Annotated in this window: 26 protein-coding genes; 15 read left to right on the top strand and 11 right to left on the bottom strand. The window is 70.6% G+C overall.

What is annotated here, in order from left to right; translation table 11 throughout:
- Positions 1 to 182: 182 nt before the first annotated feature.
- Positions 183 to 2,084: a molecular chaperone HtpG gene (htpG, locus tag RIC31_RS17655; RefSeq protein ID WP_350110672.1), complete on the top strand. Its 1,902-nt coding sequence runs from the start codon at positions 183 to 185 to the stop codon at positions 2,082 to 2,084.
- A 164-nt stretch (positions 2,085 to 2,248) separates the two neighbouring features.
- Entirely contained in the window at positions 2,249 to 3,535 is a 1,287-nt protein-coding gene (locus RIC31_RS17650; protein ID WP_350110669.1) for a GGDEF domain-containing protein, read from the top strand.
- 24 nt (positions 3,536 to 3,559) lie between these two features.
- On the opposite strand, the gene RIC31_RS17645 is transcribed toward RIC31_RS17650, so the two are convergent.
- Entirely contained in the window at positions 3,560 to 4,210 is a 651-nt protein-coding gene (locus tag RIC31_RS17645) for a GNAT family N-acetyltransferase (protein WP_350110666.1), read from the bottom strand.
- Positions 4,207 to 4,695, bottom strand: a complete 489-nt coding sequence (locus RIC31_RS17640) for a CinA family protein (protein WP_350110663.1) — start codon at positions 4,693 to 4,695, stop codon at positions 4,207 to 4,209. The genes RIC31_RS17645 and RIC31_RS17640 overlap by 4 nt, the downstream gene beginning before the upstream one ends.
- 116 nt (positions 4,696 to 4,811) lie before the next feature.
- Here RIC31_RS17640 and greB point away from each other — a divergent pair, with 116 nt between their 5' ends.
- A complete protein-coding gene (gene greB / locus RIC31_RS17635; RefSeq protein WP_350110660.1) occupies positions 4,812 to 5,369 on the top strand; it encodes a transcription elongation factor GreB in 558 nt (185 codons plus the stop codon).
- 95 nt (positions 5,370 to 5,464) lie between these two features.
- The gene (locus tag RIC31_RS17630) at positions 5,465 to 6,007 is read left to right on the top strand and encodes a hypothetical protein (RefSeq protein WP_350110657.1); all 543 of its coding nucleotides are present in this window, start codon (positions 5,465 to 5,467) and stop codon (positions 6,005 to 6,007) included.
- A 6-nt stretch (positions 6,008 to 6,013) separates the two neighbouring features.
- On the opposite strand, the gene RIC31_RS17625 is transcribed toward RIC31_RS17630, so the two are convergent.
- On the bottom strand, positions 6,014 to 8,461 hold the full coding sequence (locus RIC31_RS17625; protein ID WP_350110654.1) for a S8 family serine peptidase: 2,448 nt from the start codon (positions 8,459 to 8,461) through the stop codon (positions 6,014 to 6,016).
- 189 nt (positions 8,462 to 8,650) lie between these two features.
- On the opposite strand from RIC31_RS17625, the gene RIC31_RS17620 reads away from it, so the two are divergent.
- The gene (locus RIC31_RS17620; protein ID WP_350110651.1) at positions 8,651 to 10,141 is read left to right on the top strand and encodes a tetratricopeptide repeat protein; all 1,491 of its coding nucleotides are present in this window, start codon (positions 8,651 to 8,653) and stop codon (positions 10,139 to 10,141) included.
- A gap of 12 nt (positions 10,142 to 10,153) precedes the next feature.
- Here RIC31_RS17620 and RIC31_RS17615 read toward each other — a convergent pair whose 3' ends face one another.
- The 3 genes from RIC31_RS17615 to RIC31_RS17605 all read right to left on the bottom strand — a co-directional run bounded on the left by RIC31_RS17615 (position 10,154) and on the right by RIC31_RS17605 (position 12,994).
- Positions 10,154 to 11,074, bottom strand: a complete 921-nt coding sequence (locus tag RIC31_RS17615) for a polysaccharide deacetylase family protein (protein ID WP_350110648.1) — start codon at positions 11,072 to 11,074, stop codon at positions 10,154 to 10,156.
- A gap of 86 nt (positions 11,075 to 11,160) precedes the next feature.
- On the bottom strand, positions 11,161 to 12,612 hold the full coding sequence (locus RIC31_RS17610; RefSeq protein ID WP_350110645.1) for an amidase: 1,452 nt from the start codon (positions 12,610 to 12,612) through the stop codon (positions 11,161 to 11,163).
- 76 nt (positions 12,613 to 12,688) lie between these two features.
- Positions 12,689 to 12,994, bottom strand: a complete 306-nt coding sequence (locus tag RIC31_RS17605) for a hypothetical protein (RefSeq protein WP_350110642.1) — start codon at positions 12,992 to 12,994, stop codon at positions 12,689 to 12,691.
- Between the two features lie 114 nt (positions 12,995 to 13,108).
- Here RIC31_RS17605 and RIC31_RS17600 point away from each other — a divergent pair, with 114 nt between their 5' ends.
- Entirely contained in the window at positions 13,109 to 13,648 is a 540-nt protein-coding gene (locus RIC31_RS17600) for a PAS domain-containing protein (RefSeq protein WP_350110639.1), read from the top strand.
- A 19-nt stretch (positions 13,649 to 13,667) separates the two neighbouring features.
- Positions 13,668 to 14,210 (top strand): hypothetical protein, encoded by a 543-nt coding sequence (locus tag RIC31_RS17595; protein ID WP_350110636.1) that lies wholly within the window; start codon positions 13,668 to 13,670, stop codon positions 14,208 to 14,210.
- Between the two features lie 156 nt (positions 14,211 to 14,366).
- On the opposite strand, the gene RIC31_RS17590 is transcribed toward RIC31_RS17595, so the two are convergent.
- Genes RIC31_RS17590 through RIC31_RS17580 form a run of 3 tightly spaced genes read right to left on the bottom strand, consistent with a single transcriptional unit; the run spans position 14,367 to position 18,097 of the window.
- Positions 14,367 to 16,100, bottom strand: a complete 1,734-nt coding sequence (locus RIC31_RS17590) for a thiamine pyrophosphate-binding protein (protein WP_350110633.1) — start codon at positions 16,098 to 16,100, stop codon at positions 14,367 to 14,369.
- Positions 16,101 to 16,118: 18 nt separating this feature from the next.
- Positions 16,119 to 17,093 carry an alpha-ketoacid dehydrogenase subunit beta gene (locus tag RIC31_RS17585; protein ID WP_350110630.1) on the bottom strand — a complete coding sequence of 325 codons (975 nt, stop codon included), beginning with the start codon at positions 17,091 to 17,093 and terminating at the stop codon, positions 16,119 to 16,121.
- Positions 17,093 to 18,097 carry a thiamine pyrophosphate-dependent dehydrogenase E1 component subunit alpha gene (locus RIC31_RS17580; protein ID WP_350110627.1) on the bottom strand — a complete coding sequence of 335 codons (1,005 nt, stop codon included), beginning with the start codon at positions 18,095 to 18,097 and terminating at the stop codon, positions 17,093 to 17,095. The genes RIC31_RS17585 and RIC31_RS17580 overlap by 1 nt, the downstream gene beginning before the upstream one ends.
- A gap of 173 nt (positions 18,098 to 18,270) precedes the next feature.
- On the opposite strand from RIC31_RS17580, the gene RIC31_RS17575 reads away from it, so the two are divergent.
- Positions 18,271 to 18,723 (top strand): VOC family protein, encoded by a 453-nt coding sequence (locus tag RIC31_RS17575; protein ID WP_350110624.1) that lies wholly within the window; start codon positions 18,271 to 18,273, stop codon positions 18,721 to 18,723.
- On the opposite strand, the gene RIC31_RS17570 is transcribed toward RIC31_RS17575, so the two are convergent.
- Positions 18,720 to 20,207, bottom strand: coding sequence for a tetratricopeptide repeat protein (locus tag RIC31_RS17570; RefSeq protein ID WP_350110621.1), 1,488 nt, complete (start codon positions 20,205 to 20,207; stop codon positions 18,720 to 18,722). The two genes, RIC31_RS17575 and RIC31_RS17570, sit on opposite strands and share 4 nt — an antisense overlap.
- A gap of 133 nt (positions 20,208 to 20,340) precedes the next feature.
- Here RIC31_RS17570 and RIC31_RS17565 point away from each other — a divergent pair, with 133 nt between their 5' ends.
- Complete coding sequence (locus RIC31_RS17565; protein ID WP_350110618.1) at positions 20,341 to 20,736, top strand: cupredoxin domain-containing protein; 396 nt, start codon at positions 20,341 to 20,343, stop codon at positions 20,734 to 20,736.
- 23 nt (positions 20,737 to 20,759) lie between these two features.
- On the opposite strand, the gene RIC31_RS17560 is transcribed toward RIC31_RS17565, so the two are convergent.
- Positions 20,760 to 21,509, bottom strand: a complete 750-nt coding sequence (locus tag RIC31_RS17560) for a DNA-methyltransferase (protein ID WP_350110615.1) — start codon at positions 21,507 to 21,509, stop codon at positions 20,760 to 20,762.
- 111 nt (positions 21,510 to 21,620) lie between these two features.
- Between RIC31_RS17560 and RIC31_RS17555 the strand changes: the two genes are divergently transcribed.
- The 6 genes from RIC31_RS17555 to queF all read left to right on the top strand — a co-directional run bounded on the left by RIC31_RS17555 (position 21,621) and on the right by queF (position 26,542).
- Positions 21,621 to 22,178, top strand: a complete 558-nt coding sequence (locus tag RIC31_RS17555) for a VUT family protein (RefSeq protein ID WP_350110612.1) — start codon at positions 21,621 to 21,623, stop codon at positions 22,176 to 22,178.
- On the top strand, positions 22,178 to 23,215 hold the full coding sequence (gene queA / locus RIC31_RS17550; RefSeq protein WP_350110609.1) for a tRNA preQ1(34) S-adenosylmethionine ribosyltransferase-isomerase QueA: 1,038 nt from the start codon (positions 22,178 to 22,180) through the stop codon (positions 23,213 to 23,215). The genes RIC31_RS17555 and queA overlap by 1 nt, the downstream gene beginning before the upstream one ends.
- Positions 23,212 to 24,336, top strand: a complete 1,125-nt coding sequence (tgt, locus tag RIC31_RS17545) for a tRNA guanosine(34) transglycosylase Tgt (RefSeq protein ID WP_350110606.1) — start codon at positions 23,212 to 23,214, stop codon at positions 24,334 to 24,336. Before queA ends, tgt begins: the two co-directional genes overlap by 4 nt.
- 75 nt (positions 24,337 to 24,411) lie before the next feature.
- The gene (locus RIC31_RS17540) at positions 24,412 to 24,918 is read left to right on the top strand and encodes a hypothetical protein (RefSeq protein ID WP_350110603.1); all 507 of its coding nucleotides are present in this window, start codon (positions 24,412 to 24,414) and stop codon (positions 24,916 to 24,918) included.
- Between the two features lie 26 nt (positions 24,919 to 24,944).
- On the top strand, positions 24,945 to 26,078 hold the full coding sequence (gene queG, locus RIC31_RS17535) for a tRNA epoxyqueuosine(34) reductase QueG (RefSeq protein ID WP_350110600.1): 1,134 nt from the start codon (positions 24,945 to 24,947) through the stop codon (positions 26,076 to 26,078).
- Entirely contained in the window at positions 26,075 to 26,542 is a 468-nt protein-coding gene (gene queF, locus RIC31_RS17530; protein ID WP_350110597.1) for a preQ(1) synthase, read from the top strand. Before queG ends, queF begins: the two co-directional genes overlap by 4 nt.
- Positions 26,543 to 26,684 lie beyond the last annotated feature (142 nt).

Here is a 26,684-nt window from a genome sequence, read left to right as displayed (position 1 = left end):
ATCAGTCCCAACCGGATCCCGAAAGCGGACTCAACCGCAAACCGATTAACAAAGCCTAAAAATTCAAGGATCGACCGACGGCGAGCGCGATGCGGATGCACTTGCGCTCGCATTCCCCCCGTCGCATATCTCCGGCGCGCGCTCCGCAACCTCTCAACAGCCAGGAAAACGGAAGTCTCGCGATGACCGCAAAGAAACCCACCGCCGAGACCCGGTCGTTCCAGGCCGAGGTCTCCAAACTCCTGAAGATCGTGGCCAACGCGCTGTACAGCGAACGCGAAGTGTTCCTGCGCGAGCTGATCTCCAACGCCGCCGATGCCTGCGACAAGCTCCGCTTCCTGGCGCTGTCCGCGCCCGACCTGAGCGCCGGCGACCCGGCCTTCTCGATCCGCCTCTCGGTCGACAAGGAGGCCCGGACCCTGACCATCGCCGACAACGGGGTCGGCATGTCGGAGGCCGACCTGCACGACAACCTCGGCACCATCGCGCGGTCGGGCACCGCCGCCTTCGTCGAGGAGCTGAGCGGCGATTCCAAGAAGGACGTCGGCCTGATCGGCCAGTTCGGCGTCGGCTTCTATTCCGCCTTCATGGTGGCCGACAAGGTCGAGGTCCTGACCCGCAGGGCCGGCGAGGCGCAGGCGCATCTGTGGACGTCCGACGGGCTCGGCGAATACACCGTCGCGCCGGCCGAGAAGGCCTCCCGCGGCACGGTGATCACCCTGTACCTGAAGGAGGACGCCGGCGAGTTCCTGGAGCGCAGCCGGCTGCAGCAGATCGTCCGGACCTACTCCGACCATATCCCGTTCCCGGTGGTGTTCGCCGAGGGCGAGGCCGACGGCGAGACCCTGAACAAGGCGTCGGCGCTGTGGACCCGATCGAAGTCGGATGTCTCCGACGACGACTACAGGGAGTTCTACCACCATGTCGGCCACGCCGCCGACGAGCCCTGGCTGACCGTGCACTGGAAGGCGGAAGGCCGGATCGAGTATCACGCCCTCCTGTTCGTGCCGTCGCAACGCCCGTTCGACCTGTTCCACCCGGAGCGGCGCCATCACGTGAAGCTCTACGTGAAGCGGGTGTTCATCACCGACGATGCCGAGGGGCTGGTCCCGTCCTGGCTGCGCTTCGTGAAGGGCGTGATCGACTGCGAGGATCTGCCGCTGAACATCAGCCGCGAGATGCTGCAGAAGAATCCGGTGGTGGCCAGCGTCAGCCAGGCGGTCACCAAGCGCATCCTGGGCGAGCTGAAGAAGAAGGCGGAAGGCGACGCCGAGACCTACGCCACGTTCTGGAACAACTTCGGCGCCGTGCTCAAGGAAGGGCTGTATGGCGACGGGCTGGAGCATCGCGAGGCGCTGCTGTCGCTGGTCCGGTTCCGCTCCAGCACCCAGGACGGGCTGACCAGCCTCGCCGACTACGTCGCCCGCATGAAGGACGGCCAGGAGGCGATCTTCTACATCGCCGCCGAGAGCGAAGAGGCGGCCGCCGCCTCGCCACAGTTGGAGGGCTTCCGCAAGAAGGGCGTCGAGGTCCTGTACCTGACCGACCCGATCGACGAGTTCTGGGTGCCGATGCTGTTCGAGGGCTTCGAGGGCAAGCCCCTGAAGTCGATCACCCGCGGCGGCGCCGACCTCAAGTCGATCGCCGACGCCGAGACGCCCGCCGACGGCGACAAGGAAGGCAAGGACGACGCCGCGGCCGACCAGGGCGCGGTCGCCGCGCTGGTGGCGAGCGTCAAGCTGGCGCTCGGCGATGCGGTCAAGGACGTGCGGACCACCGACCGCCTGGCCGACAGCCCGGTCTGCCTGGTCGCCGACGAAGGCGACATGGACATGAACCTCGAACGCATGCTGCGCCAGCATAAGCAGCTCGACCAGGCCGCCAAGCGGGTGCTGGAGCTGAACCCCGACCATCCGCTGATCCGCACCCTCGCCGACCGCGTCAAGGGCGGCGCCTCGGGGCCGACGGTCGACGACGCCGCCCATCTGCTGCTCGACCAGGCGCGTATCCTGGAGGGCGAGCCGGTGCCCGACGCCAAGGCGTTCACCCGTCGGCTGTCGGCGGTCATGACCAAGGCCATGTGAGCGGTCGCGAGAGCGGGTCGCGGTTCCTCCCGCGGGGCCTGCATTTCGCCCTTCGCTACGACCACGCGTAGAGACGGGTGAAAAGACCGCGGGGCGGCGCTAGGATGCGTCGCCCGGCGGTGCCGCCGCCCCGCCTTCCCCACAATCGCGGTCGCTTTCCGTCGATGACCATCCTGAATACAGTCCTGCTGGTTGCCCAGGCGATCGTCTACTTCAGTGTCATGGCGGCGCTGTTCCGGGCCCGCGACCGATTCGGCCTCGGCGCCTTCCTGTGCGCGCTCGGGGTCATGCACTTCCTCGAGACCTATCTCGCCAGCGTCTTCTACATCGAGCTGCCGTTCGGAATCATCTCGCCGGGTTCGACCGTGCTGTTCTCCGGCAAGCTGGCGATCATCCTGATGATGTACATCCGGGAGGACGCCGCGGTGGTGCGGCAGCCGATCTACGGGCTGCTGATCGGCAACTTCCTGATGGTCGCGCTGGTCATGGTGCTGCGGAACCACGAGGTGGTCTCGGCAGTGCCCGGCCGGTTGCCGGACTTCAAATTCGTCGACGAGATGGGCTGGCTGATGGTGTGGGGCACCACCCTGCTGTTCATCGACTCGATCGCGATGATCCTGCTGTACGAGCGGCTCGGGACCTGGCTGAGGCGCTGGCCGACGGCCCGTGGGTTCCTGACGCTGGCCGCCATCCTCAGCTTCGACCAGGTCGGCTTCTTCCTGGCCCTGCACTACGTGTCGGGCGCGCCCTGGTACGTAATGTTCGGCGGCTGGTGCGCGAAGATGGGCGCTGCCCTGGTCTACAGCCTGCTGGTCGGCGCCTATCTGCATTGGTTCGAGGCCCGGAGCGGGCCGGTACCGGTGCCGATGCGGCTGTCGGACGTGTTCCAGACCCTGACCTACCGCGAACGCTACGAGGACCTGCTGGCGCGGTCCGGGCGCGACAGCCTGACCGGCGCCTACGACCGCGGGCGGCTGGAGGCCGGCGGCAGCGCGATCGTCGATGCCGCGCTGCAGTCCGGCCGGCCGGTCAGCCTGCTGGTCATCGACCTCGACGGCTTCAAGGTGATGAACGACCAGTACGGGCACGGCCATGGCGACGAGGTGCTGCGCCGCATCAGCCAGAGCCTCGCCGCCAAGCTGCGCAAGCAGGACCATCTGTTCCGCTATGGCGGCGACGAGTTCGTGGTGCTGTGCGACGGCCTCTCGCACGGGCCCGCCTTCGCGCTCGGCGAGCAGCTGCGGCGGGCCGTGATCTTCGCGACGGCGGAGCAGCCCGGCGGACCGCTGACCGCCAGCATCGGCGTCGCCACCTGCCCGCACGACGCCATCGACATCGACCATCTGTTCGAGGTGGCCGACGAGCGCCTGTACATCGCCAAGCATGCCGGGCGGGACCGGGTGGCCGGCCGCGCCGAGCACGACGGCACGCCGCTGGTGGCCCGGACCTGACGCCCCGGACCTACCGCGCCGGACCTACCGCACCGGACCCAGCGACATCGCGAACCAGACCGCCTGCGGCATCTCCGGCGCGCGCGCGTCCAGTTCGCGGAACCCGCAGGCCCGGTAGAAGCAGATCGCCTTCGCGTTGGCCTCGCCGACCCCGAGATGGACGCCCGGCGCGCCGGCCGCCCGTACGGCCCGCACCCACTCCTCGACCAGCCGGCGGCCGATGCCCCGGCCCTGCAGTCGCGGCAGCAGATTGATGTGCAGATGCGCCGGGTAGGGCCGGACCAGCCATTCGGGCATGCGCGGCGGATGGTGGATGCGATGGCAGCGCTTCCGGTCGGCGCTCCACCGGTCGGGCGGGCCTTCGGGGTCAGGGTATGCGGTCCGCAGCGCCGGCCACCACTCGGCTTCCTGGCGGGCCTCGAAGCGGCGGGTGTCGGCGGTGCCGAGGATGTAGCCGCCGACGCCCTCCGGGTCCTCGACCACCCGCACCAGCCCCGCCTCCAACGCCGCGTAGGGCCCGACATAGACATGGCCGATCAGGCGTTTGTCGTCATACAGGGCCGCAGCGTCGCCGCCGCCGTCGCCGGTCGCCAGCGAGACCGCGTAGAGCGCGTCCAGATCGGCCGGGCGGTATGCCCGGATCGCCGCGCCGCCGCGGATCCGGCCTGCGGTCACCCGGCGGCCCGCAGCGCCGCCTCCAGTTCGGCCAGGGTCGCCTCGGCGAACGCCCACATGTTGGCCTCGCGGTCACCGGACCCGGTCTCCAGGGTGAAGCGCCGCTCGACCGGCCCGACGACCGCCACGCAGGTGTGGCCGGCGGCATCGCCGTAGCGGTTACCGGTCGGCCCGGCCGCCCCGGTCTCGGCCAGCCCCCAGGTGGTCTCCAGCTTGTCGCGCATCGCGGCCGCGGCGATCGCCGCGTAGGGCTCCGACGCGGACCGGATGCCGGGATGGTCGCGCAGGCGCACGCCCAGCAGGGCCTTGCGCGCCGGGTGGGTGTAGATCACCCCGCCGCCCATGAAGTAGGCCGATGCCCCGGGCACCGCCAGCAGCGCCGCCGACACCAGGCCGCCGGTCGAGGATTCCGACACCGCCACCGTCTCGCCGCGCGCCTTCAGCAGGCCGCCCACCGTCTCGCCCAGGCTGGTCAGGGACCGCATCGTCACCTCCGTATCGTGCCCGCACGGTTTGCGCGCCGGGCCTGTCCTGCAATACTAGCCGGCTCCCGCGAACTTCGAACACCCGATAGCCGCCCCGGCAGATCAGGCCCAGGACCATGAGCAAGGCGTTCACCAAGGAAACCGACGAGGAGGTCGAGGAGCTCGAGGAGGACACCCCGTCCCCGCAGCCGACCGGCACCAAGAACTACATCACGCCGCACGGATTCCGGGCCCTGCAGGACGAGCTGAAGCAGCTGCGCCGGGTCGAGCGCCCGAAGGTCGTGGAGATCGTCTCCTGGGCCGCCGGCAACGGCGACCGCTCGGAGAACGGCGACTACATCTACGGCAAGAAGCGGCTGCGCGAGATCGACCGCCGCATCCGGTTCCTGCTGAAGCGCCTGGAGATCGCCGAGGTGGTGGAGCCGTCGCAGCAGAAGAACCGCAGCCAGGTGTTCTTCGGGGCCACCGTCACCTATGCCGACGAGGAGGACAACGAGCGCACGGTCCGGATCGTCGGCATCGACGAGGCCGATACCACCCGCGGCGAGGTCAGCTGGATCTCGCCGATCGCCCGGGCCCTGCTGAAGGCCCGCGAGGGCGACGTGGTCGAACTGCGCACCCCGGCCGGCCCTCAGAGCATCGAGGTGGTGGCGATCGAATACGAGGGTGTGTAGGCCCGGCAACCGGCACCGCGACATCTTGTAAAGCAATGGATTGGCCGACCCGCCCGACAGGCGCATACTGACGCCTCACGGTCACGGAGGCCGCCATGGTCGCCAGGGAACTGAGACCGACGACGACGGGCGGCAGACCCGCCTTTCCTTCCGGCGCGACGGACGAGCAGCCCGACGATCCGCTCAACCCGATCGACAACCTGCCGAGCAGTCTCGACGAGCTGACCCACGCCGAGTTCATCGCGGTCTACAACGACGCCTCGGCCAACATCCGCTTCGCCAAGGAACAGCAGTGGCGGACCGTGCTGTACTTCACGATCGGCGCGATCGCGGTCACCACCTACGGCCATATGTCGCACTGGGCCGATGCCAAGCTGAGCTTCTACCTGCTGGTGATCGTCTGGCTGTTCAGCCTGATGTCGGTCGGGATCCTGCTCAGCCTGCAATGGTGGCAGGGCAGCGAGCACGACAAGATCGACTACATCGCCGCGAAATGGTCGAGCTTCACCGCCGCCGCCCGGCGCCGCAAGTCGAAGCGCATGAGCGACGTGCAGCGCTACGGCATGCTGGCGTCCATGGTGCTCTACCTGGAGCTGTCGACCATTGCGGTCACCCGGGTGTTCTGGCCGTATCTGTGAGGCCGGTCAGCCCGCGATCCAGTCGGCGGCCGCCTGCGCCATCCGGCCCTCGGCGATCCCGTTGCGCAGGAAGTGGTCCAGCGGATTGAGGCCGGCCGCCGCCACGTCCGGGTTCTGCGACAGGTACAGGGCGGTGCTGAAGAACGCCGAGGGATCGCGATCCTCGAGCCAGCCGAACTCGAAGTAGTGCTCGAGCGGGTTCACGCCCGCCGCCGCGACGTCCTGGTGGGTCGCAAGATACCCGGCGGTGTCGAAGAACGCGTTGGCCGACCGCCCCTCGTCGATGCCGAAGGCGAAATAGTGCTCGTAGGCGGTATCGGTCGTGAACCCGGCGGCCGCGACATCCGGGTTCATGGCCAGGTACAGGGCCGGGTCGAAGCCGATGTCCGAGAGCGACGATGGCGACCGGGTCGCCGTGTAGCCGTCGCCGAAGCCCAGGACCTCGATATTCTCCAGCGTGTCGCTGCCGTCGGTGCCGCTGATCGTGGCGGCCCCGTCGTCGCCGACGGTCAGGGCGTAGCCGGCACTGTCGCCGGCGAAGGTGGCCACGTCGAGCGCCCGCCCGCCGTCGATGGTGTCGTCGCCGGCGGCGCCCGACAGCTGGTCGTCGCCGCGGCCGCCGATCAGGTGGTTCGCCGCCGCCGAGCCCAGCAGCGTGTCGTCGCCGTCGCCCGTGAACAGGTTCTCGATGTCGGTGCCGTCGGCGATCGAGAAGGCGGAGCCGGCGATCGTGCCGGGCGTCCCCGCCGTCAGGTCGATGGCCACGTCGCCGGACACCGCCGCGGCGTTGATGGTGTCGGTGCCGCCGTCGGTGTCGGACAGCGAGGCCCGGGCGGTCTCTGATCCGGACAGCGCGCCGTACTGGTCGGTGTAGACGTAGCGGTCGTCCGCCGACTGCTCGCCGCCGTACAGGCCGAGGGTCCACTCCTCCAGGGTCCCGGCGGTGCCGGCCTCGGTGTCGGCCACGCGCAGGGTCCACTCGCCCAACGAGCTCTCGCCATAGACCTGCGTCGTCATCAGTGTCGCGGTGTCGCCGCCCACCAGGAAGGTGCCGCCCTCCAGGATCTCGTCCGGCAGCGGGCCGCGGGCGCTCAGTGCCCCGTAGATGTCGTAGTCGGGGGTGTAGACCAGGTAGCTGACCGTGCCCTGCGGCGAAACCAACTCGATCCGCAGATCGCCGATGTCGCCATGCGGGAGCGTGATCTCGACGACCGCCGACTCGACCCGGATGTCGGTGGAGACCGTGACCGTCTGGGTGATGCCGCCAGCGTCGGCATCCGGCACCGCCTGCGGGCCGGCAACCCCGGTTTCCAGGATCGTCAGGTTGGCTGCGGTCTTGGCGTCCGCGTTCCAGGTCTCGGCCAGGCGCGTGGCGGCCCGTGCGTCGACCTGCCCCAGGCCGAAATCGTGGCTGACCGTCAGACCGCCGCCGTTCCAGTCGACGGCGCCGTTGGTGACGGTCGTCCACGGGTAGCTGGTGATCAGCGCGATGGCGTCGTCGACGGCGTCGACAACGCCTTGCGGGACGTCGTCGGGGACCGTGGCGCTGCCGAACACATCGAGATACACGTCCTCGGCCGCGAGCGGCGTGTCGTCCGTGTCGTAGGCGGAGTATCCGAGGATCTCGAAGACGTCGCGGTAGCCGAGCCCCGGACCGGCCTGCAGGACCAGGGCGCCGACGCCGGAGACGATCGGGGTCGAGAACGAGGTCCCCTTGGTGACGTCGTAGCCGAAGCTGTCGAGGCCGTCGAGGCCGACGACCGCCTGCCCTGGCGCCGAGACGAAGATGTTGGCGCCGGGCGACGAGAACGCGGCGACGCGGCCGTCGTCGTCGGTAGCCGCGACCGCGATCTGATAGGGCGAGTTCTGCTCGCCGCCATAGGTCGACAGGACGGTCTGGTAGCGCTCGTTGCCGCCGGCGAAGGCGTGGACGGTACCGAGGCCGTCGCGGCCCAGGGTCGCGGTGTCCTCGAGCGCCGCGAACCCGCCCGCCTGCTGGCTGAAGACCTCGTTGCCGTAGCTGTTGTTGGCGACGTCGAAGCTGCCGGCGGCGGCGAGTGCATCCTCGGTCGCGACCAGCGCACCCGTGCCGTCCGACGTTCGGAAGGCGGTGAACGTGGCATCGTAGGCCACGCCGACCGCCCCGGCCCCGTCCTGCCCCGCCACGATGAATCCCGCGACCTGCGTGCCGTGCGAGTACCCCCCGGCGATCGCAACCCCGTCGTCGATGCCGGACGCGAAGTTGAAGTCGACACCCGCATCGTAGTTGGCCGAGAGGTCCTGATGCTCGTAGAACGCGCCGTCGTCGATGACGACGACCGTCACGCCCTCGCCGGTGTAGTCGCGCCAGGCGCCGTCGACCCGGATGTCCATGCCGGCGGTCCCGCCGGACTGCCCGGTGTTCCGGAGATACCACTGGTCGCCGAAAAGTGGATCGGTCGGTGTGTACGACATGGCGCTCGCCCCCCAAGACTCCTTCCGGCGGAATCGGAAACCGCTGTGGAGGCGGCTGCAAGCCTCGAAGCGGCGGCTGAGACGGAGCGTCGAGAGTTTGAGACGCCGGATGCCGTATCCACGCCCCGCTACCCTCCGACGGTGTCCTGCGCCAGTATCGCGGGCCTGAACCCACCCTGGACGACCGGCATGACCGAGCCGCTGCAATCCGCCCTCGCCGAAGCCGGCCGCCTGCTGACCGAAGGCCGCCGGGACGACGCCGAGCGGGCGTATGAGGCGATCCTGGCGCGCGCTCCCGGGACGCCGGCCGCGCTGGCCCAGCTGGGGGTGCTGGCCCTGCAGCGCGGCGACGCCGTGCGCGCCGAGCCGCTGTTGACTGAAGCCGCACGCGCCCTGCCCCGTCTCGCCGCGCTGCACGGCAATCTCGGGACGGCGCGGCGCCGGCTGGACCGGCCGGACCGGGCGGTCGCGCCGTTCCGCCGCGCGGCACTGCTGAACCCGGGGCCGGGCGCCCCCTATGCCGCCCTCGGCCTGTCCGCCAGCCAGGCCGGCCGACCGGCGCTCGCCGCCTCGGCCCTGCGCGCCGCCGCCGCCCTTTCGCCGCGGGATCCGGACCTCTGGTACAACCTCGGCGTCGCCCTGGTCGAGGCCGACCGGCTGACCGAGGCGGCTGCCGCCTATCGCCGTCATGGCCGCCTGCTGCGCGGTCGCCCCTTCAACCAGGACCCGGCGAACCAGGCGGCCGCCGACCCGTTCCCCGGGCTCCCCGCCGAACCGGTCCGGCCGGTCCCCGGCCTGACCTGCCGGCACCGGCTGGAGCACGACCGCGACCAGCTGCGCTGGCTGCGCGCGCACGGACTGCTGCCAGCGGAACTCGCCGACGAACCCGAGGCCTACCAGGCGGTGCTGGACGGCCTCGGCGACGACGAGCGGTCGGCGATCAGCTTCACCCTGCCGGACGACCGGCTGGCGCCGATCGCCCGCAGCTACAACCGCTTCGTCCGGCTGGAGCCGTCCGGCTGGGGCGACCGGCCGGCGCTCTCCGACACGGTCGACTGGAGTGCCATGGAGGCGGCGTTCCTGGCCGGCGATCCGCGCGCCGTGACCATCGACGGGGTGCTGAACGCCGAGGCACTCGCCGCCCTGCGGCGGGTCTGCCGGGCCTCGACCTTCTGGCACCAGATCAAGGGGGCGGGCTATCTCGGGGCGTATTTCCGGGAGGGCTTCAACGACCCGCTGGTCGTGCGCATCGCCGAGGAGCTGCGGGCCGCGATGCCACGGGTCCTGGGCGGGCTGCCGGTCAGGGTGATCTGGGCCTACAGCTACGACCAGGGCATGGTCGGCATCAACCCGCATGCCGACTTCGCAGCCGTGAACATGAACTTCTGGATCACCGAAGACGAGGCCAACCTGGACCCGGAGACCGGCGGCCTGCTGGTGTACCGCAAGGCGGCCCCGCCGGAGTGGGACTTCCGGACCTACAACACCACCTCGGCGGAATTCATCTACGACTATCTCGGCGACCGCCGCGACGACGTGATCCGGGTGCCGCACCGCGCCAACCGGGCGCTGCTGTTCGACAGCCGGCTGTTCCACGAGACCGACGTGTTCCGGTTCCGCCCGGGCTTCGAGAACCGCCGCATCAACATCACCATGCTGTTCGGGGACGGCGGGGGGTAGTCCCCCGCAACCTCAGAGCGGGTGCATCGGCACCAGGTGGTCGACCGGCTCGGTCCAGTACGGCACCCGCTCGCGCCGCGGGGTCCAGGTGCCGGCGGCGATCAGGCCCTGCAGGTGGGTCGCGATCTCCTCCAGGGTCGCGAACCAGACCCCGCCCCTGTCCTGCATGTGCTCGATCAGCCGGGCGGTCGCCTCGACCCGGCCCAGCCGGCCGGACACGAAGGGGTGCCAGATGGTGATCCACATCCCGCCATGCTTCCAGGCGGCGTCGAACTCCTCGCGGAACAGGTCGAAGGCATGGGCCGGCGCCCTGGTCGGCATGGCGAAGCCGAACTCCTTCATGTTGACGTATTGCGGCCAGTCGTCGAGCGCCGGGTCGGTCGGCAGCTCGAGGATCGTCCCGGCCCCGGTCTCGACCAGGAACGGGACGTCGTCGGAGTGCAGCGACGAGCTGTACAGGAAGCCGTTCCCGGCCAGGATCGCGTGGGTGTCCGGCGACAGCGCGCCCGACGGCGCCCGGTAGCCGACCGGCCGCCTGCCGAGCACCGTCTCGCAGACCGCGCTGGCGTGCTCCATCATCGCCCGCTCGTCGGCCGGGGTGAGCTGGTTCGGCCGCTCGTGCAGCCAGGAATGGTGGGCGATCTCGTGGCCGGCCTCGGCCAGCGCCCTGACCGCGTCCGGGTAGGTCTCGACGCACCAGCCCGGCACGAAGAAGGTCTGCCGGATGTCGTGCTGCGCGAACAGCCGGATCAGCCGCGGTATCGCGACCTGCGGCCCGTAGCGCAGGGTCGACGACGCGGTGACCCGCTTCGGCGCCGACTCCCGGTGGTAGATGTGCAGCAGGCTCTCGGCGTCCAGGTCGTAGGTGAAGCACGCGGCGCAGCGCGCGCCGTTCGGCCAGGGCGGCGCGTTGTCGAGCAGGTCGATCGGCATCGTTGGCCTCCACGGGCGGAAACGCGGCAGCGGGGCGAATACCTAAGCATGGCCCCTCTGCCGCCGCCAGACGGTCGGACCCGCCTCTACGCCGTCCCGGCCCGCGGGTCGATCGGCAGCAGCTTCGCAAGGCCGGTCAGCTCCTCGATCAGCGCCGCCGCCGCCAGCAGCCCGGCCTCGTCGTGCGGCCGGCCGACCAGCTGCAGGCCGACCGGGCGGCCGTCCTCGGTGAAGCCGGCCGGCAGGCTGAGCGACGGGCAGGCCGAGAGCGTGATCGACGATGTCGTCATCGAGGCGGCGATGTAGTTGTCGAACTTCACGCCGTCGACCTCGTCGATATGGGTCTTGTTGACGTCGTAGGGCGGCACCACCGTGGTCGGCAGCAGCAGCAGGTCGTAGGTCCCGAAGAACCCCACCACGCGCCGGTAGAAGGCGGCCCGCTCGCGCTCGGCCCAGGCGACCTGCTCGGGGGTCTGCTTCAGGCCCTTCTCGGTGTTCCAGATGATGTCCGGCTTGACCAGGTGGCGGTGGGTCTTCAGGCGCTCGCCATGGGTCACCACGAAGATCATGGCGCGCAGGATCTGGAACGCCTCGCCGATGCCCCCGACCTCGGGGCAGGCCTCCTCGACCGGCACGCCGGCGCCCTGCAGCCGGCGCACCGCCGCCTCGCAGACCGCGCGCACCGCCTTCGACACCGGGGCCGAGCCGCCGAGGTCGGGGGTCCAGGCCACCCGCTTCGGCCACCACGCCTTGGCCTCGGCCAGCGCGGCGTCGACCGTGTCGGCATAGCCGCGCGCCGGCGCCGGCCGGGTCAGCGGGTCGTGCACGCACTCGCCCGCCATGGTGTCGAGGAACAGCGCGATGTCCGGCACGTTGCGTGCCATCGGGCCCTCGACCGAGCTCGGACTGAACAGGTTGCTGGCGGTGCCCCGCGTCACCCGCCCCGGGGTCGGGCGCAGGCCGACCACCGAGCAGTGCGCCGCCGGGCCGCGCAGCGAGCCGCCGTGGTCGGAGCCGTGCGCCAGCCAGACCTCGCCGGCGGCCAGTGCCGCCGCCCCGCCGCCGGTCGAGCCGCCGGGGGTCAGCGCGGTGTTCCAGGGGTTGCGGGTCTTGCCGAAGACTTCGTTGTAGGTGTTGCCGCCGGCCCCGAACTCCGGGGTATTGGACTTGGCGATCACCACGCCGCCGCGCGCCTCGATACGCCCGACCAGCGGGTGCGAGGCGGTCGGCACGTGGTCGGCGTGGATCGGCGAGCCGTAGGTGGTGCGCACCCCCTCCACGTCCATCAGGTCCTTGATCGCGACCGGCAGCCCGGCCAGCCAGCCGCCGCCGCCGTCGGGGCGCGTCGCCGGCAGGTTCTTGGCGGCGTTCCGCGCCCGCTCCAGGCACAGGGTCGGCAGCGCGTTGATCGCCGGCTCGACCGCGGCGATCCGCGCCGCCGCCGCGTCGATCAGTTCCAGCGGCGACACCTCGCCCGCCGCCAGCAGCCGCACCGCCTCGCGCGCCGTCAGCCGCGTCAGTTCCTCGCCGCGTGCCATGTCACCCTCCGTGAAGCCCAGGCGAACTCAAGCAAGGCGGCGGGGCGCGGTCAATCGCGGTCGGCGACGGTCAGCCTCAGAACAGCGTTTCCGCCTGCATGCCCATGGCACCCAGGATCGCGGCCAGGATCACGACGAGCTGCAACACGGCGAAGCTCCAGTAGGCGACCGGCTGGGCCTCCCGGCTCAACCTTCCGTGCGGCACCACCAGCGAGCCGGAGCGCAGGCCCTGGTCAAGCAGGTCGATGCCGCCGGCCATCAAGATGTAGAGGAGGAGGTAGCGCAGCGGCTCCCACCCGAAGCCGTTGGCCAGGACGTCGAGCAGGACGAGACCGAGGCCGACCACCACCACGGCGATCGCGATCAGCGTTCCGAAGCGCATCCCCTCCTCCAGCCCCGCCGCCCGGCGCGCCGGCTCATGACCTGCGGCGCGTGGTACCGGGATCGAAGATACGCTAGCCTCGGAGGTCCGGCGAAGAAATCGCGGGAGGGGGAGATGCTGACCGGGTTCATCCGGGAGGAGCCGCTGCGGGCGCTCTACGCGCACTGGCGGGCACGCAGCGAGGACGGCCGGCGCCTGCCCCGGCGCGCCGACCTCGACGTATTGGACTGGCCGACGCGGTTGCTGCCGCACGCCTTCATCTACGAGCGCGAGGCCCACGGTCGCTTCAAGTGCCGGCTGGCCGGCACCCGGTTCGCCGAGGAACTCGGCTACGAGCCGACCGGCCGCTACATCGACAGCCGGCTCGACACTCGGCCGGGCCGGCGCCGCATCGAGCTGTTCGCCGAATGCGTGGAGGCCCCGCGGGCGCTGTACTACCGGGCCCGGCTCGGCGTGATCGGCCACGACCACCGGGAGAGCGGCCGGCTGCTGCTGCCGGTGGCCGATACCGACGGGACGGTGCGGTTCGTGTACGGGGGGATGATGGTGGCGCGGATCGCCGACGCGATCTCGGCACGCGCCGACGACGGCGGCATGATCGAGGTGCACCGCGCGCCGCCGGTCGTCGCCGGCGCCGAGCGCAGCTGCGGGTAGTTGCGGAGAGGAGGACGGCATGCGCCTGGTTCCCGCCGTCCTGATCGCACTGGCGATGCTGGCGCCGTCCGGCGTCCGCGCCGACGCCTGCGGGCCCCGGCTGACCGTGGCATTCGTCGAGGACGCGGCGGACTATTTCGAGCTGCGCAATGCCAGCGAGCCCGGCTGGTCGGTCCAGCGGGTCGAGATCGACCTGCGCGACAGCGCCGGCCGGCTGATCTTCGACGTGACCGAGAGCGGCGCCGGGGTGAGCGGCTGGCGGTCCTACGCCGAGGCCGGCGGCACCGCCGTGTCGGTCGCCCGCACCGAGGTGACCGACGGCGACAGCCTGCTGAACATCGGCTTCGCGCGGTTCGGCCCGGGCGAGCATTTCCTGTTCACCATCGACCTGGACGACACCCTGCCCGGCGGCACCCAGACCTGGGTCGACGGCGCCGAGATCGCCGGCGGCCGGGTGCACGCGGTGTTCACCCGCGAGGGCGACGAGGTCGAGCGCTCGGCGACCTTCGAGACGGACAGCACGGCGGACACGGGGCGGGGGGAGAACTGCCTGGTGTCGTAGGCGGCGGGTGGGTTCCGGCTCGGCCCCGCCGAGGACGGCGCGACCGTCCGGAATGACGAAAGGATAGGAGTCCGGCCCAGCACCTCCGTCATCCCGGAGGGACCGCGCCAGCGGTCGGCTCCGGGACCCACGATGCGACGGGCCGCCGCCTGGAACTCACGCCACCCGGTCGCCCTTCTTCACCTGCACCGTGCGGTTGTCGACCGCCGGCAGCATCTTCGCCGGGTCGCGGGTGACGACCACGTCCAGCAGGGTCGGGCGGCCCTTCTCCGCCATCGCCGCCTGCAGCGCCGGGGCGAGATCCTCCGGGCGCTCGACCCGGATGCCCTTGCAGCCGAACGCCTCGACCACGTTGGCGTAGTTGGTCTCGGCCAGGTCGGAGGACTGGTAGGCGCCCTCGCCGTACATCAGGTGCTGCAGCGCCTTCACGTAGCCGGACGCGGCGTTGTTCACGACGACCACGGTGAAGGCGAGGCCGAGCCGGCGGGCGGTCTCCAGCTCGCCCATCACCATGTTGAAGCCGCCGTCGCCGGTCAGCGCCACCACCGGGCCGAGCTTGTCGTGGGCGGCGCCGAGCGTCGCGCCGATGCCGCCCGGCACGCCGTAGCCGATCGAGGCGAAACCGCGGTCCGGCACGAAGCCGCGGCCGGGCTGCTTGGTGTCGTACAGCAGCCCGCCCCAATGCGCCGCAAAGCCGCCGTCGGCCACCAGGGTGGCGTCGGCCGGCAGGTTGCGGTTCAGCTCGTGCATCAGCCGCGCCATGTTGATCGGCCGCTCCTCGGAGGTCAGGCGGGCGTCGACGTCCTGGCGCCACGCCGCCATCCGCTTCGGCACCTCGGCCGCCCAGCCGGCCAGCCGCTCCTTCATCCCGGAGCCGGCGAGCGCGGCGCGCAGCTCGTCGAGGGTGGCGCGGGCGTCGCCCCACAGGCTGAGCGCCGGGGTCAGGGTGCGGCCCATCTCCTCGGCCACGATGTCCAGGTGGATGACGGTCTTGCCCTTGGGCGGGATGGTGTAGCGCTTGGTGGCGATCTCGCCGAGCTTGCAGCCGACCACGAACAGCAGGTCGGCCTCGTCGATCAGCTTGTTGGCAATCCGGTCGTAGCGCCCGAACAGCCCGGCCGACAGCGCGCTGGTGCAGGCGACCGCGCCCTTGCCGCTCATGGTATGGGCCACCGGCATGCCGGTGGCCTCGGCGAAGGCGGTGACCGCCTCGGCCGCCCGGCTGATGTGGACGCCGCCGCCGCACAGCATCAGCGGCCGGTGCGCCGACTTCAGCATGTCGACCGCGGTGTCGAGCGCGGTGGCGTCGGGCCGCACCCGCAGCGCCGGGGCGGCACGGTGGATCGGGTCGACGACGAACTCCGCCTCGTCGAACGGATAGGTGGCGTGGCAGACGTCCTCGGGCACGTCCAGCACCACCGGGCCCGGCCGCCCGGAAGTGGCGACCGCGAAGGCCCGGCGCACCAGCTCGGGGATGCGCTCGATATACTCGACACGCAGCACCTCCTTGACCGCCGGGCGCAGGATGTCGAGCTGCCGGCTCTCCTGGGTCATGTTCTTCCAGGAGTGCATGCGGTGGCTGTCACCGACGATCGCGACGATCGGCACCCCGGCGTTCAGGCTCTCGACCAGCGCCGTCACCAAGTTGGTGGCGCCCGGTCCGAGGGTGGCGTCGACCAGCCCGACCCGGCCGGTCACCTTGGCATAGGCGTCGGCGGCGAAGGCGCCGCAGCGCTCGTCGTTGATCAGGTAGTGCTTCAGGCCGAGCCGGCGGGCGGCGTCGTAGAACGGCAGCAGCTGGAAGCCGCCCATGCCGAACATCGGCCCGCCCTCGAAGGCCTGCAGCATCCGGGCGAGCGCCTCGCCCCCGGTCATCTCGTTGGTCGGCATGGTGTTCCTCTTGTGCGTTCAGGCCGCGACCAGCGCGCGGGCGGCTTCGGCGATCTTGTCCGGGGTGACCCGCAGCAGATCCTCGAGCGGTGGGGCGTAGGCGATCGGCACCCGGGGCGAGCCGAGGCGCCTGACCGGCGCGCGCAGCGCCTTGAAGCAGTGCTCGGCGACGGTCGCCGCGACCTCCGCCCCGAAGCCGCCGACCTGTACCGCCTCGTGGGCGACCAGCAGCCGGCCGGTCCTGGCGACGCTGGCGAACACCGCGTCCCGGTCCCAGGGCCAGAGCGTCCGCAGGTCGATGACCTCGGCCTCGATGCCCTCCCCGGCCAGGGTCCCGGCGGCCTCGGTGGCGGCGTGCACGGTCGCCGACCAGGACACGATGGTGAGGTCCCGGCCCTCGCGCGCGGTCCGCGCCACCCCGAACGGGATGGTCACGTCTTCATCCGGCACCTCGCCCTCGAGCGCCCACATGTTCTTGTGCTCGAAATACACCACCGGGTCGTCGGACCGGATCGCCGTCTTCAGCAGCCCCTTGTTGTCCGCGGGAGTCGCGGGACAGACCACCACCAGGCCGGGAATGTGGGTGTACCAGCCCTCCAGCGACTGCGAGTGCTGGGCGGCCGACGACCGCCACATGCCCATCGGCTCGCGCACCACCAACGGCACCTTGGTCTGGCCGCCGAACATGAAGCGCGCCTTGGCGGCCTGGTTGATCAGTTCGTCGACCGCGCACAGCGCGAAGTCGGCGAACCGCATCTCGACCACCGGCCGGGTGCCGGTCATGGCGGCGCCGACCGACGCCCCCAGGATCGCCGCCTCGGAGATCGGCGCGTCGGAGATCCTGAGCGGCCCGAACTCCTCGACCAGCCCCTTGTACTGGCCGAACACGCCGCCGCGGCCCAGGTCTTCGCCGACCGCCCAGACCAGGGGGTCGCGCCGCATCTCCTCGGCCAGCGCCTGCTTGCCGGCCTCGGCATAGGTCATGGTCGCCATCAGAACGCCCCTTCCCGCGGGTCGCCCGCGTCCTGCACGTCCTCGAACCCGCGGCTCAACGGCGGCCAGGGAGCCGCCTTGGCATCGGCGTAGACGGCGTCCATCTCCTCGCGGGCGTCGCGCTCGTGCCCGGCCAGCACCTCGCCCTTCACGCCGGCGTCGGCCAGCGCCTGGGCCAGCCGGGCGATCGGCTCCCGCTTCCAGGCCTCGGTCACCTCGTCCTGCGGGCGGTAGGGAGCGGCATCGGCGGCGGTGTGGCCGGTCAGCCGGTAGGTCTTGGCTACGATGAAGCGCGGGCCGCCGCCGGCGCGGATCGCCGCCACCGCCTCGCGCGCCGCCTCGTCGACCGCCAGCACGTCGTTGCCGTCCACCTCGACCGCCGGCACGCCCAGCGACTCGGCGCGGGCCGCCGGTCCCGGCCCGCCGGTCATCGCCGCGGTCCGCGTCGTCGACGCGAAGCCGTTGTCCTCGCACACGAACAGCGCCGGCAGGTCGAACACCTTGGCCCAGTTCAGGCCCTCCAGGAACGGCCCGCGGTTGATCGCGCCGTCGCCGAAGATCGAGCAGGCGACCCGGTTCTCGCCGCGCAGCTTGATGGCGTGGGCGGCGCCGGCGGTGATGTGGATGTTGGCGGCGACCACCCCGTTGGCGCCGAGCATGCCGACCGCGAAGTCGGCGATGTGCATGGAGCCGCCCTTGCCGTGGCTGGTGCCGCCCTCGCGGCCCAGCAGCTCGCGCATCATGGCCCTGGCGTCGGCGCCCTTGGCCAGGGTGTGGCCGTGCCCGCGATGGGTCGAGGACAGGATGTCGTCGCGGTTCAGGTTGCCGCACACGCCGACGGCGATCGCCTCCTGCCCGATCGACGGGTGGATGGCCCCCAGCACCAGCTTCTCGGTATTGGCCTGCAGGGCGGCCTCCTCGAAGGCGCGGATCCGCCACATCAGGCGATGGTGGGAGAGCAGACGGTCGACGTCGAGGTTGCGCGGCACTTGTGTCGCGGGCAAGGGCGTTCCTCCTGACCCGCGCTCGATTGCATCTGTTGTTCTGGGATGCGGGCGGCGGAAGTCTAGGAACCCTCGCGACCGGGGGTCAAGCGACCGGCCGGTATCATTCTTACAAGACCGCCGGCCCGGGCGGCCCGATCCTGCGGGGGTACCCGAAACCGAGGGAGGCTCCCATGGCCGTCCACGAACTGTTCGCCTATCTGCGCGCCGCCGACGCCGAAGCTGCGATCGCGTTCTACGCCGAGGCCTTCGGCGCCACCGAGAAATTCCGGCTGGTCGAGCCCGGCGGCCGGATCGGCCATGCCGAGTTGCAGATCGGCCCGGCGATCCTGATGCTCTCGGCGGAATTCCCGGAGCACGGCATCCGCGCATCGGACCCGCAGGCGGCCGGCGGCTTCGCCCTGCACCTGCATGTCGACGACGCCGATGCCACCATCGCCGCCGCGGTCGCCGCCGGCGCGACGGTGGTGCGCGCGCCCCGGGACCATTTCTACGGCGAGCGGTCCGGGACGGTGCGCGACCCGTTCGGCTACGACTGGATGATCGGGCATTCCATCGAGGAGGTAGAGCCGGCCGAGATGCAGCGCCGCTACGACGCGCTGTACGGACCGGGCGCTTCCCGTTAGCCCGGCGTGCCGGCGGCGGCCATGCGCTGCCGCACCGCCTCGGCGATCCGCGCCATGACCTCGGCCCAGTCGCCCTCGCTACGCTGCCGGAACAGCCGGGCGGTCGGATACCAGGGGCTGTCCTCGCGCCCGAGCAACCAGCGGAAGTCGGGGATCTTGCGGAGCGCCAGCCAGACCGGCCGGCCGAGCGCCCCGGCGAGATGGGCCAGCGCGGTGTCTGAACTGACCACCAGGTCGACGGCGCAGGCGACCGCCGCCGGGTCGACGAAGGAATCCGGCCCGCGGTCGTAGTCGTGGCCGAGGGTCTCGACGGTCATGCCGGCGGGCAGGTCGACGAGCTGTTCGGTGCCGTGGCGGGCCTGCAGCGCAATCAATCGAACCCCGGGGACAGCGGCCAGCGGCGCAAACGCGGCCAGCGGGATCGAGCGGCCGCGGTCGACCGGAGTGCCCGGATTGCCCTGCCAGCACACAGCGATCCGGAAACCCCGGTCACCGATCCGGGCGCGCCAGCGCTCGACCCGGTCCGGCTCGGCGGCGAGATAGGGGATATCGGCGGGAATCTCGGCGAGACCGGTCCCGAGCACCGCTGGGATACGCGACAGCGGTGTCTGGAAGTCGGCCGGCGCCTCCGGCGGAGCGGCGCGCACATCCACGCGCGGCAAGGCCGGCGCGAACAGCCGAACCATATAGGCCCGGGCAAGCAGGGTGAGCCGGGCCTCGGCGAGCGGCGGCCGGCGCAGGAAGCGGACATACTGGATCATGTCGCCGCGGCCCTCGTCGGCGATCACCAGCAGGTGCCGGCCGTCCAGCGGCTCGCCGTTCCACAACGCAATGCCGGGCTCGGTACGCATCGCCATCTGGTTCGGCAGCGACCAGCGCGCCTCGCGCTCGCGCCAGCCCGCCGGCAAGTCGCCCTGCAGCAGCCGCAGGTAGCCGCGGGCGTGCAGCGGCGCCGGATCGCCCGGCCGCCGGCGCACGGCCGCATCCAGCACCGCCCGGGCCTCGTCCAGCCGGCCCAGGCGCTGCAGCGCGAGCCCGCGGTTCAGGTCGGCCTCGGCATCGCCTCGATGGTCGGACAGCACCGCCTCGGCGACCGCCAGCGCAGGGGCCGGACGGTCCAGGTCGAGCAGCACCGCCGTCACCGCGTTGCGGGCGACGGCGCCGGTCGGCGAGAGCACCACCGACCGGCGGGCCAACCGCAGCGCCGCTTCAAGGCTGTTCACCCGCCGGAGCGCGACCGCGGCATTGCCGTAGGTCCCGCCGAGCGAGGGATCGAGAACCGCCGCGTGCTGGAACGCCCGGAGCGCCGACTCGGGACGGCGCTCGTCCAGGTCCAGGGCGCCGCGCAGCAACGGCCCGGCCGGATGGCCGAGCGCGTCGTCGCCGGCCGCCGCCAGCGCCGCCAGGGCGGCCGCCGGGCGGCCGTCGCGGTACTGGCGGTAGGCGGCGGCGACGGTCGGGGGAACGGGTGCGGTGGCAGTCATCTAACGGGCCGGTGGGGAATCTCGCCTTCCTGATGCCATAGCCGTCGGGTGACGTTAAGGCCGAAGCTTGCCCGCCGGGGCCGGAAGCGCTTGAGTGATGGCGGGGAACGCCGCCGACAACCGGAGACCGACGATGCCGCCGATCCGCTCGTTCACCGTCCTGGCCCTCGCGGCCGGCATGCTCGCCGGCTGCGGTTCCAACCGCGCCGAACTCGCGCGGCTTGCCCCCTACGGCGCCGAGCCGCGCGAGGCCTGCGGCGAAACCACCCGCGGGATTTCCCTGCGCGACATCGGCGACGAGGTCGAGGACTGGAGCATCGCCGACGGTGTCGAGGAACTGGGGCCGCCGCAGCTCACGAGGGACGAGGCCGGCATCCGCCGCGCCGGCTGGTACGACATCACCATCGGCCAGCAGAACTGCGGCACCCTGCTGTCGATCATGGAGCGCGACAAGCAGCGCATCGTGGTCGTGCAGGACCTGAAGCCCCACCAGATCTGGCAGGTGCTGGACGGGAAGTTCCCGGACTAAGGCGACCGGCGAACGATGCAATACTATGCCAATCTGGCTTCCGCCTCGTGAATTCGTTTGCACGCAATCTCAAAGTACTCTTGGGATACTTCGCACCCGATGAATCGTCTACCGGTTACCACCGCTGCCACAGCAGTGGTACCCGACCCCGCGAACCAGTCAGCGACGACTCCGTTAGGCGGACATGCCGCGACTAGACGAACCATCAAAGCTGTCGGCTTGCCGGTGACGTGCAGTTTGTCACTACGACGGACTGGCTCACGGAAGGCACCCGGCAGACAGCCAACGCCTCTTGAGCGGCTGAGGGGTCCGTTCGATCCCCAGACCAGGTACTCCGCTTGAGCCCTGAAGCCACCAACGGTGGGCCGAGCCGTCTCAGTCTTGTCCCAAGGTACAATTCCGCGCCAGTGGAGTCCGGCTCTTTGAACTGCGTCAACAGTAGCCGGAAGCTGCCGCCAGTCGGTGAACTGCGCATGCACAGCACCTGACTTTAGCAGCAACCTCGACCGACTACCCCATTCCACGCACCAGTTCACATACGATCGTTGATCCAGGTGATCGCCGCTAAAAGACGGATAGGGTTTCTTCGTACCAGTGTTCTGATATTTCTCTACCGGACACCTCTGTCTTGTTTCGATAGTGGATCCGCCGGACGAGTACGGAGGATCGGTGAGAACCAAGTCAACCGAGGACTCGCGAACAAGGCCGAGCACATCAAGTACGTCACCGAGAAATAGCGTCCCCAATTCGAAATCTCGTCGCACAACCGTCATCCTCACCTCTCCATGTCGCCTGCTAACCGCCTCCGGTCCCCAAGTCCCTCGACATTCCGGGCGCCGGCCTGTATCACGCGCGCGCTTTTCCGAATTTCGTGGAGGACGGCGATGCGCACGCACGCCATGGAGCGCAATGCGCTGATCGCGGGTGCCACCGCCATGGGCCTGGTGGTCCTGGTGTCGAACGTCACGGTCGGCTACCCGATCAACGACTGGCTCACCTGGGGGGCGTTCGCCTATCCGCTGACCTTCCTGGTGACCGACCTGACCAACCGGATCCTCGGCGCCGGCCCGGCCCGCCGCGTGGTCTATGTCGGCTTCGCCGTCGGGGTGGCGCTGTCGGTGATCTTCGCCGACGTCCGGATCGGCATCGCCTCCGGCACGGCGTTCCTGGTCGCCCAGCTGCTCGACATCTGGATCTTCGACCGGCTGCGCCGGCAGTCCTGGTGGAAGGCGCCGCTGATCTCGTCGCTGCTGGCCTCGGCGCTCGACACCGCGGTGTTCTTCGCCGGCGCCTTCGCGTTCAGCGAGCTGCCCTGGGTGACCTGGGCGCTCGGCGACTACGCCGCCAAGCTGGCGATGGCGGCGGTGCTGCTGGCGCCGTTCCGGGCCATCCTGGCCCAGCTTCCGTCCGACTGGCGGCAGGCCGAAACCAACCGCGCCTGATGCGCGTCGACCTGTTCGACTACCACCTGCCCGAGGAGCGGATCGCCCGCTTCCCGGCCCGGCCGCGCGACAGCGCCCGGCTGCTGGACCTGAGCGGATCCGGGCTCGCGGACCGGACGGTCGCCGACCTGCCGGACCTGCTGCGGCCGGGCGACCTGCTGGTCGCCAACGATACCCGGGTGATCCCGGCCCGGCTCGAGGGCCGGCGCGGCGAGGCCCGGGTCGAGGTGACGCTGCACAAGCGCGACGGCGACCGGGTCTGGCGGGCGTTCGCGCGCCCTGCCAAGAAGCTGCGACCCGGCGACCGGTTGACGTTCGGGGGGGATCTGGCGGCCGAGGTCTCGGCGAAGGGCGAGGCCGGCGAGGTCGAGCTGACCTTCGACCGTGGCGGACCGGCGCTGATGGCGGCGCTCGAGGCGCATGGCCGCATGCCGCTGCCACCCTACATCAAGCGCCGCGGCGGCGAGGCCGAGCACGACGCCAGCGACTACCAGACCGTGTTCGCGGCCCGCGACGGCGCCGTCGCGGCCCCGACCGCCGGCCTGCATTTCACGCCCGACCTGCTGGCCCGGATCGAAGGGCGCGGCGTGCGACGGGCGCTGGTCACCCTGCATGTCGGCGCCGGCACCTTCCTGCCGGTCAAGGTCGAGGACACCGACGACCACGTCATGCACAGCGAATGGGGCGAGGTATCGGCGCAGACAGCCGCGGCGATCGCCGAGACCCGGACCGCCGGCGGCCGGATCGTCGCCGCCGGCACCACCAGCCTGCGGGTGCTGGAGGCGGCGGCTCGCGGCGACGGCCCGGTGCCGGCCTGGTCGGGCGAGACCGACCTGTTCATCACCCCGGGCTATCGCTTCAAGGCCGTCGACATGCTGCTGACCAACTTCCACCTACCGCGTTCCACCCTGCTGATGCTGGTCTCGGCGTTCGCCGGGCGCGAGCGCATCCTCGCCGCCTACGACCACGCCATCGCGGCCGGCTACCGGTTCTTCTCCTACGGCGACGCCTGCCTTCTGGCACGGGAGGAAGCATGACCATCGGCTTCGAGCTGCTGGCGACCGACGGTGCCGCCCGCCGAGGTCGCATCGCGCTGGCCCACGGCAGCGTGGAGACCCCGGCCTTCATGCCGGTCGGCACCGCCGCAACCGTCAAGGCCATGCGCCCGGAATCGGTCGCCGAGACCGGCGCCGAGATCCTGCTCGGCAACACCTACCACCTGATGCTACGGCCGACAGCCGAGCGCATCGCCGAGCTCGGCGGCCTGCACAGTTTCATGAACTGGCCGAAGCCGATCCTGACGGATTCCGGCGGCTTCCAGGTGATGTCGCTGGCCGGGCGCCGGAAGATCGATGCCGAGGGCGTGACCTTCCGCAGCCATATCGACGGCAGCGAGCACCGCCTCACCCCGGCCCGCTCGATCGAGATCCAGCGCCTGCTCGGCGCCGACGTCACCATGGCTTTCGACGAGTGTACGCCGTTCCCGGCCGACCACCGGACCGCCGCCGACAGCATGCGGCTGTCGATGCGCTGGGCCGAGGGCTCGCGGGCGGCGTTCCAGGATCGTCCGGGTCACGCGCTGTTCGGGATCGTGCAGGGCAGCGTCTACGACGATTTGCGCCGGGAGTCGGCAGCCGCCCTCACCGGCATCGGGTTCGACGGCTATGCGATCGGCGGCCTGGCGGTCGGCGAGGGCCAGAGCGAGATGTTCCGGATGCTCGACGTCACGGCACCGCTGCTGCCGGCCGACCGGCCGCGCTATCTGATGGGCGTCGGCAAACCGGCCGACCTGGTCGGAGCGGTGCGGCGCGGCGTCGACATGTTCGACTGCGTGCTGCCGTCGCGCTCCGGTCGGACCGGCCAGGCCCTGACCCGCCGCGGTCCGGTCAACATCCGCAACGCCCGGCATACCGCCGACCCGCGTCCCCTCGACCCCGACTGCGGCTGCCCGGCCTGCACCGGTTACAGCCGGGCCTACCTGCATCATCTCGCCAAGGCCGACGAGATCCTCGGACCGATGCTGCTGACCTGGCACAATCTCCATTATTATCAGGAGCTGATGGCGGGGCTGCGGGGTGCGATCGCCGCGGGCGGGATCGACGACTTCGCTGCCCGCTTCGCGTCCGAGCAGGCGGCCGGTGATCTGCCGCCGATCTGAGTCCACTCGGGAACCGGTGTCGGAATTTCGGATTTTGTTAAAAGTTTTCATGACAATGACGGGGACGGAGGGACGATGTCGCAAAACCCCGGCCTCGAAGACAAATTCCGCCTGACCCGCACCTACCGGCTGCTGGTGCGGGGGACCAACATCAATGCCACCTCGCTGCTGGCCACGGACTACCTGAATCATTTCAACGAAGTCGTCATGGTCCTCGAAATGGTCCCGGACATGCCGGAGATCATCGAGGAGGCACTCGAATGGAAGCCGGCCTCCTATGTCGAGCACTTCGCGGCCAGCGTGTTTTCCGACAGGGAGCTGGCGATCTGGGCCTACAAGAACGCACCGAAGGAATACATCGAGGCCTTCGAGGAGCTGGTCGCCGCCGTCGACGCACTGATCCTGCGGGCCATTACGGAGCTCAGCCAGCTGGTCGGAACCGCCGGCGAGGAGGAACTCCGGACCCGGGTCGAGGAGCACATGAAGGGGATCCGCGAGTTGCAGGAACGGATCGGCGGCGTCATCAACGGCACGGTGTTCCGCCTCGACCAGAAGCAGATCGACCTGCTGTTCTCGCCTTGAAGGCTCGGCGTTACCAGGTATCCGAAATGGATCTTGTAACCCGCATCAAGGCCGAGGCCCGCAGCCTGGGCTTCGACGCCGTCGGCATCGCGCCGGCCGCGGTCGGCGCACGCGAGCAGGCGCGGCTGGACGCCTTCGTCGCCGGCGGCGAGCACGGCGGGATGACCTGGATGGCCGACACCGCGGAGCGGCGGCGCGACCCGGCGGCGTTGTGGCCGGACGCCCGCAGCGTCATCGTCTGCGCCGCCAACTACGGGCCCGGGCACGATCCGCTCGACGACCTGGCGCGACGGGACCGCGGCGCCATCGCCGTCTATGCCCGCAACAAGGACTATCACGACCTGCTGAAGAAGCGCCTGAAACGGCTGGCGCGCTGGATCCATGAGGACCTGGCGGCCGAGGTGAAGGTATTCGTCGACACCGCCCCAGTCCTGGAAAAGCCGCTGGCCGCCCGCGCCGGCATCGGCTGGCAGGGCAAGCACACCAACCTGGTCAGCCGCGAGTTCGGCTCCTGGCTGTTCCTGGGCGAGGTGTTCACCACCCTCGACCTGGCGCCCGACGCGCCCGAGGCCGACCATTGCGGGTCCTGCCGGCGCTGCCTGGACATCTGCCCGACCGACGCCTTCCCGACCCCCTACACCCTGGATGCCCGGCGCTGCATCAGCTACCTGACGATCGAGCACAAGGGCCCGATACCGTCCGAGTTCCGCGCCGCAATCGGCAACCGGATCTACGGCTGCGACGACTGCCTGGCGGTCTGTCCGTGGAACAAGTTCGCCGCCGCGACACGGGAACTCGCCTTCGTGCCGCGCGACGACCTGACCCTGCCGCTGCTCTCGGAGCTGGCGGTTCTCGACGACGCCGGCTTCCGAGCCCGCTTCGCCGGCTCGCCGATCAAGCGCACCGGGCGCGACCGGTTCGTCCGCAACGTCCTGGTCGCTCTCGGCAACTCGGATGACAGTTCGGTCGTTTCGGTGGTGGAACGGCTGCTCGGCGACGACAGCCCCCTGGTCCGCGGCATGGCGGTCTGGGCGCTCGGTCGGTTGGCACCGGACACCTTGCGCCGGCGTGCCGATCTCGCGGATACAGAGCCCGACGTGGAGGTGGCGGCGGAGTGGCGCGCCGCCCTCGCCGGCGCGCCCTTGGGAGACGACCGATGACCGACGAGACCATCTACCGCAACCTCACCCAACTCGGGGGCGACACCCGGATGCCGGAATCGCCCGAGCGGGCGGTGCTGGAGAAGGTGGCGAACCCGCATCCGGGCACCGACTACGTGGTGCGGTTCACCGCGCCGGAGTTCACCTCGCTGTGCCCGGTGACCGGCCAGCCGGACTTTGCCTTCCTGATGATCGACTACGTGCCGTCGGGCTGGCTGGTCGAGAGCAAGTCGCTGAAGCTGTACCTCGGCGCGTTCCGCAACCACGGCGCCTTCCATGAGGGCTGCACGGTCGACATCGCCAAGCGCCTGGAGTCGCTGCTGAGCCCGAAATGGCTGCGGATCGGCGGCTACTGGTATCCGCGCGGCGGCATGCCGATCGACGTCTTCTACCAGTCCGGCGAACCGCCGCGCGGCCTGTGGATCCCGCCGCAGGACGTGCCGATCTATCGCGGCCGTCCCTGAACCGACGGCTCCGCTTCAGCAACCGCCCGGCCGGCACGCGGGACTTCTCCGTGCGAAACCGCCCCTGACCGTTCCAATAGTCGTGTCGCAGGCCGGCCGGCCAGGGCGAGACAATGAAGGTCATATCGGACAGTATATTCGT

The sequence above is a fragment of the Thalassobaculum sp. genome (genome assembly GCF_040219615.1).
In the GTDB taxonomy this organism is placed as follows: Bacteria; Pseudomonadota; Alphaproteobacteria; order Thalassobaculales; family Thalassobaculaceae; genus Thalassobaculum_A.
The sequence above is the reverse complement of the archived record's forward strand: the minus strand, read 5'-3'. Positions and strand labels throughout refer to the sequence as shown.

Coding starts and splice junctions, on each gene's coding strand:
- htpG (WP_350110672.1), top strand. CDS start 183: ATGACCGCAAAGAAACCCACCGCCGAGACCCGGTCGTTCCAGGCCGAG.
- RIC31_RS17585 (WP_350110630.1), bottom strand. CDS start 17,093: ATGGCGACCATGACCTATGCCGAGGCCGGCAAGCAGGCGCTGGCCGAG.
- greB (WP_350110660.1), top strand. CDS start 4,812: ATGAGCAAGGCGTTCACCAAGGAAACCGACGAGGAGGTCGAGGAGCTC.
- RIC31_RS17650 (WP_350110669.1), top strand. CDS start 2,249: ATGACCATCCTGAATACAGTCCTGCTGGTTGCCCAGGCGATCGTCTAC.
- RIC31_RS17600 (WP_350110639.1), top strand. CDS start 13,109: ATGCTGACCGGGTTCATCCGGGAGGAGCCGCTGCGGGCGCTCTACGCG.
- RIC31_RS17590 (WP_350110633.1), bottom strand. CDS start 16,100: ATGCCGACCAACGAGATGACCGGGGGCGAGGCGCTCGCCCGGATGCTG.
- RIC31_RS17540 (WP_350110603.1), top strand. CDS start 24,412: ATGTCGCAAAACCCCGGCCTCGAAGACAAATTCCGCCTGACCCGCACC.
- tgt (WP_350110606.1), top strand. CDS start 23,212: ATGACCATCGGCTTCGAGCTGCTGGCGACCGACGGTGCCGCCCGCCGA.
- RIC31_RS17595 (WP_350110636.1), top strand. CDS start 13,668: ATGCGCCTGGTTCCCGCCGTCCTGATCGCACTGGCGATGCTGGCGCCG.
- queF (WP_350110597.1), top strand. CDS start 26,075: ATGACCGACGAGACCATCTACCGCAACCTCACCCAACTCGGGGGCGAC.
- RIC31_RS17630 (WP_350110657.1), top strand. CDS start 5,465: ATGGTCGCCAGGGAACTGAGACCGACGACGACGGGCGGCAGACCCGCC.
- RIC31_RS17620 (WP_350110651.1), top strand. CDS start 8,651: ATGACCGAGCCGCTGCAATCCGCCCTCGCCGAAGCCGGCCGCCTGCTG.
- RIC31_RS17575 (WP_350110624.1), top strand. CDS start 18,271: ATGGCCGTCCACGAACTGTTCGCCTATCTGCGCGCCGCCGACGCCGAA.
- RIC31_RS17615 (WP_350110648.1), bottom strand. CDS start 11,074: ATGCCGATCGACCTGCTCGACAACGCGCCGCCCTGGCCGAACGGCGCG.
- RIC31_RS17610 (WP_350110645.1), bottom strand. CDS start 12,612: ATGGCACGCGGCGAGGAACTGACGCGGCTGACGGCGCGCGAGGCGGTG.
- queG (WP_350110600.1), top strand. CDS start 24,945: ATGGATCTTGTAACCCGCATCAAGGCCGAGGCCCGCAGCCTGGGCTTC.
- RIC31_RS17570 (WP_350110621.1), bottom strand. CDS start 20,207: ATGACTGCCACCGCACCCGTTCCCCCGACCGTCGCCGCCGCCTACCGC.
- RIC31_RS17640 (WP_350110663.1), bottom strand. CDS start 4,695: ATGCGGTCCCTGACCAGCCTGGGCGAGACGGTGGGCGGCCTGCTGAAG.
- RIC31_RS17605 (WP_350110642.1), bottom strand. CDS start 12,994: ATGCGCTTCGGAACGCTGATCGCGATCGCCGTGGTGGTGGTCGGCCTC.
- RIC31_RS17565 (WP_350110618.1), top strand. CDS start 20,341: ATGCCGCCGATCCGCTCGTTCACCGTCCTGGCCCTCGCGGCCGGCATG.
- RIC31_RS17625 (WP_350110654.1), bottom strand. CDS start 8,461: ATGTCGTACACACCGACCGATCCACTTTTCGGCGACCAGTGGTATCTC.
- queA (WP_350110609.1), top strand. CDS start 22,178: ATGCGCGTCGACCTGTTCGACTACCACCTGCCCGAGGAGCGGATCGCC.
- RIC31_RS17560 (WP_350110615.1), bottom strand. CDS start 21,509: ATGACGGTTGTGCGACGAGATTTCGAATTGGGGACGCTATTTCTCGGT.
- RIC31_RS17555 (WP_350110612.1), top strand. CDS start 21,621: ATGCGCACGCACGCCATGGAGCGCAATGCGCTGATCGCGGGTGCCACC.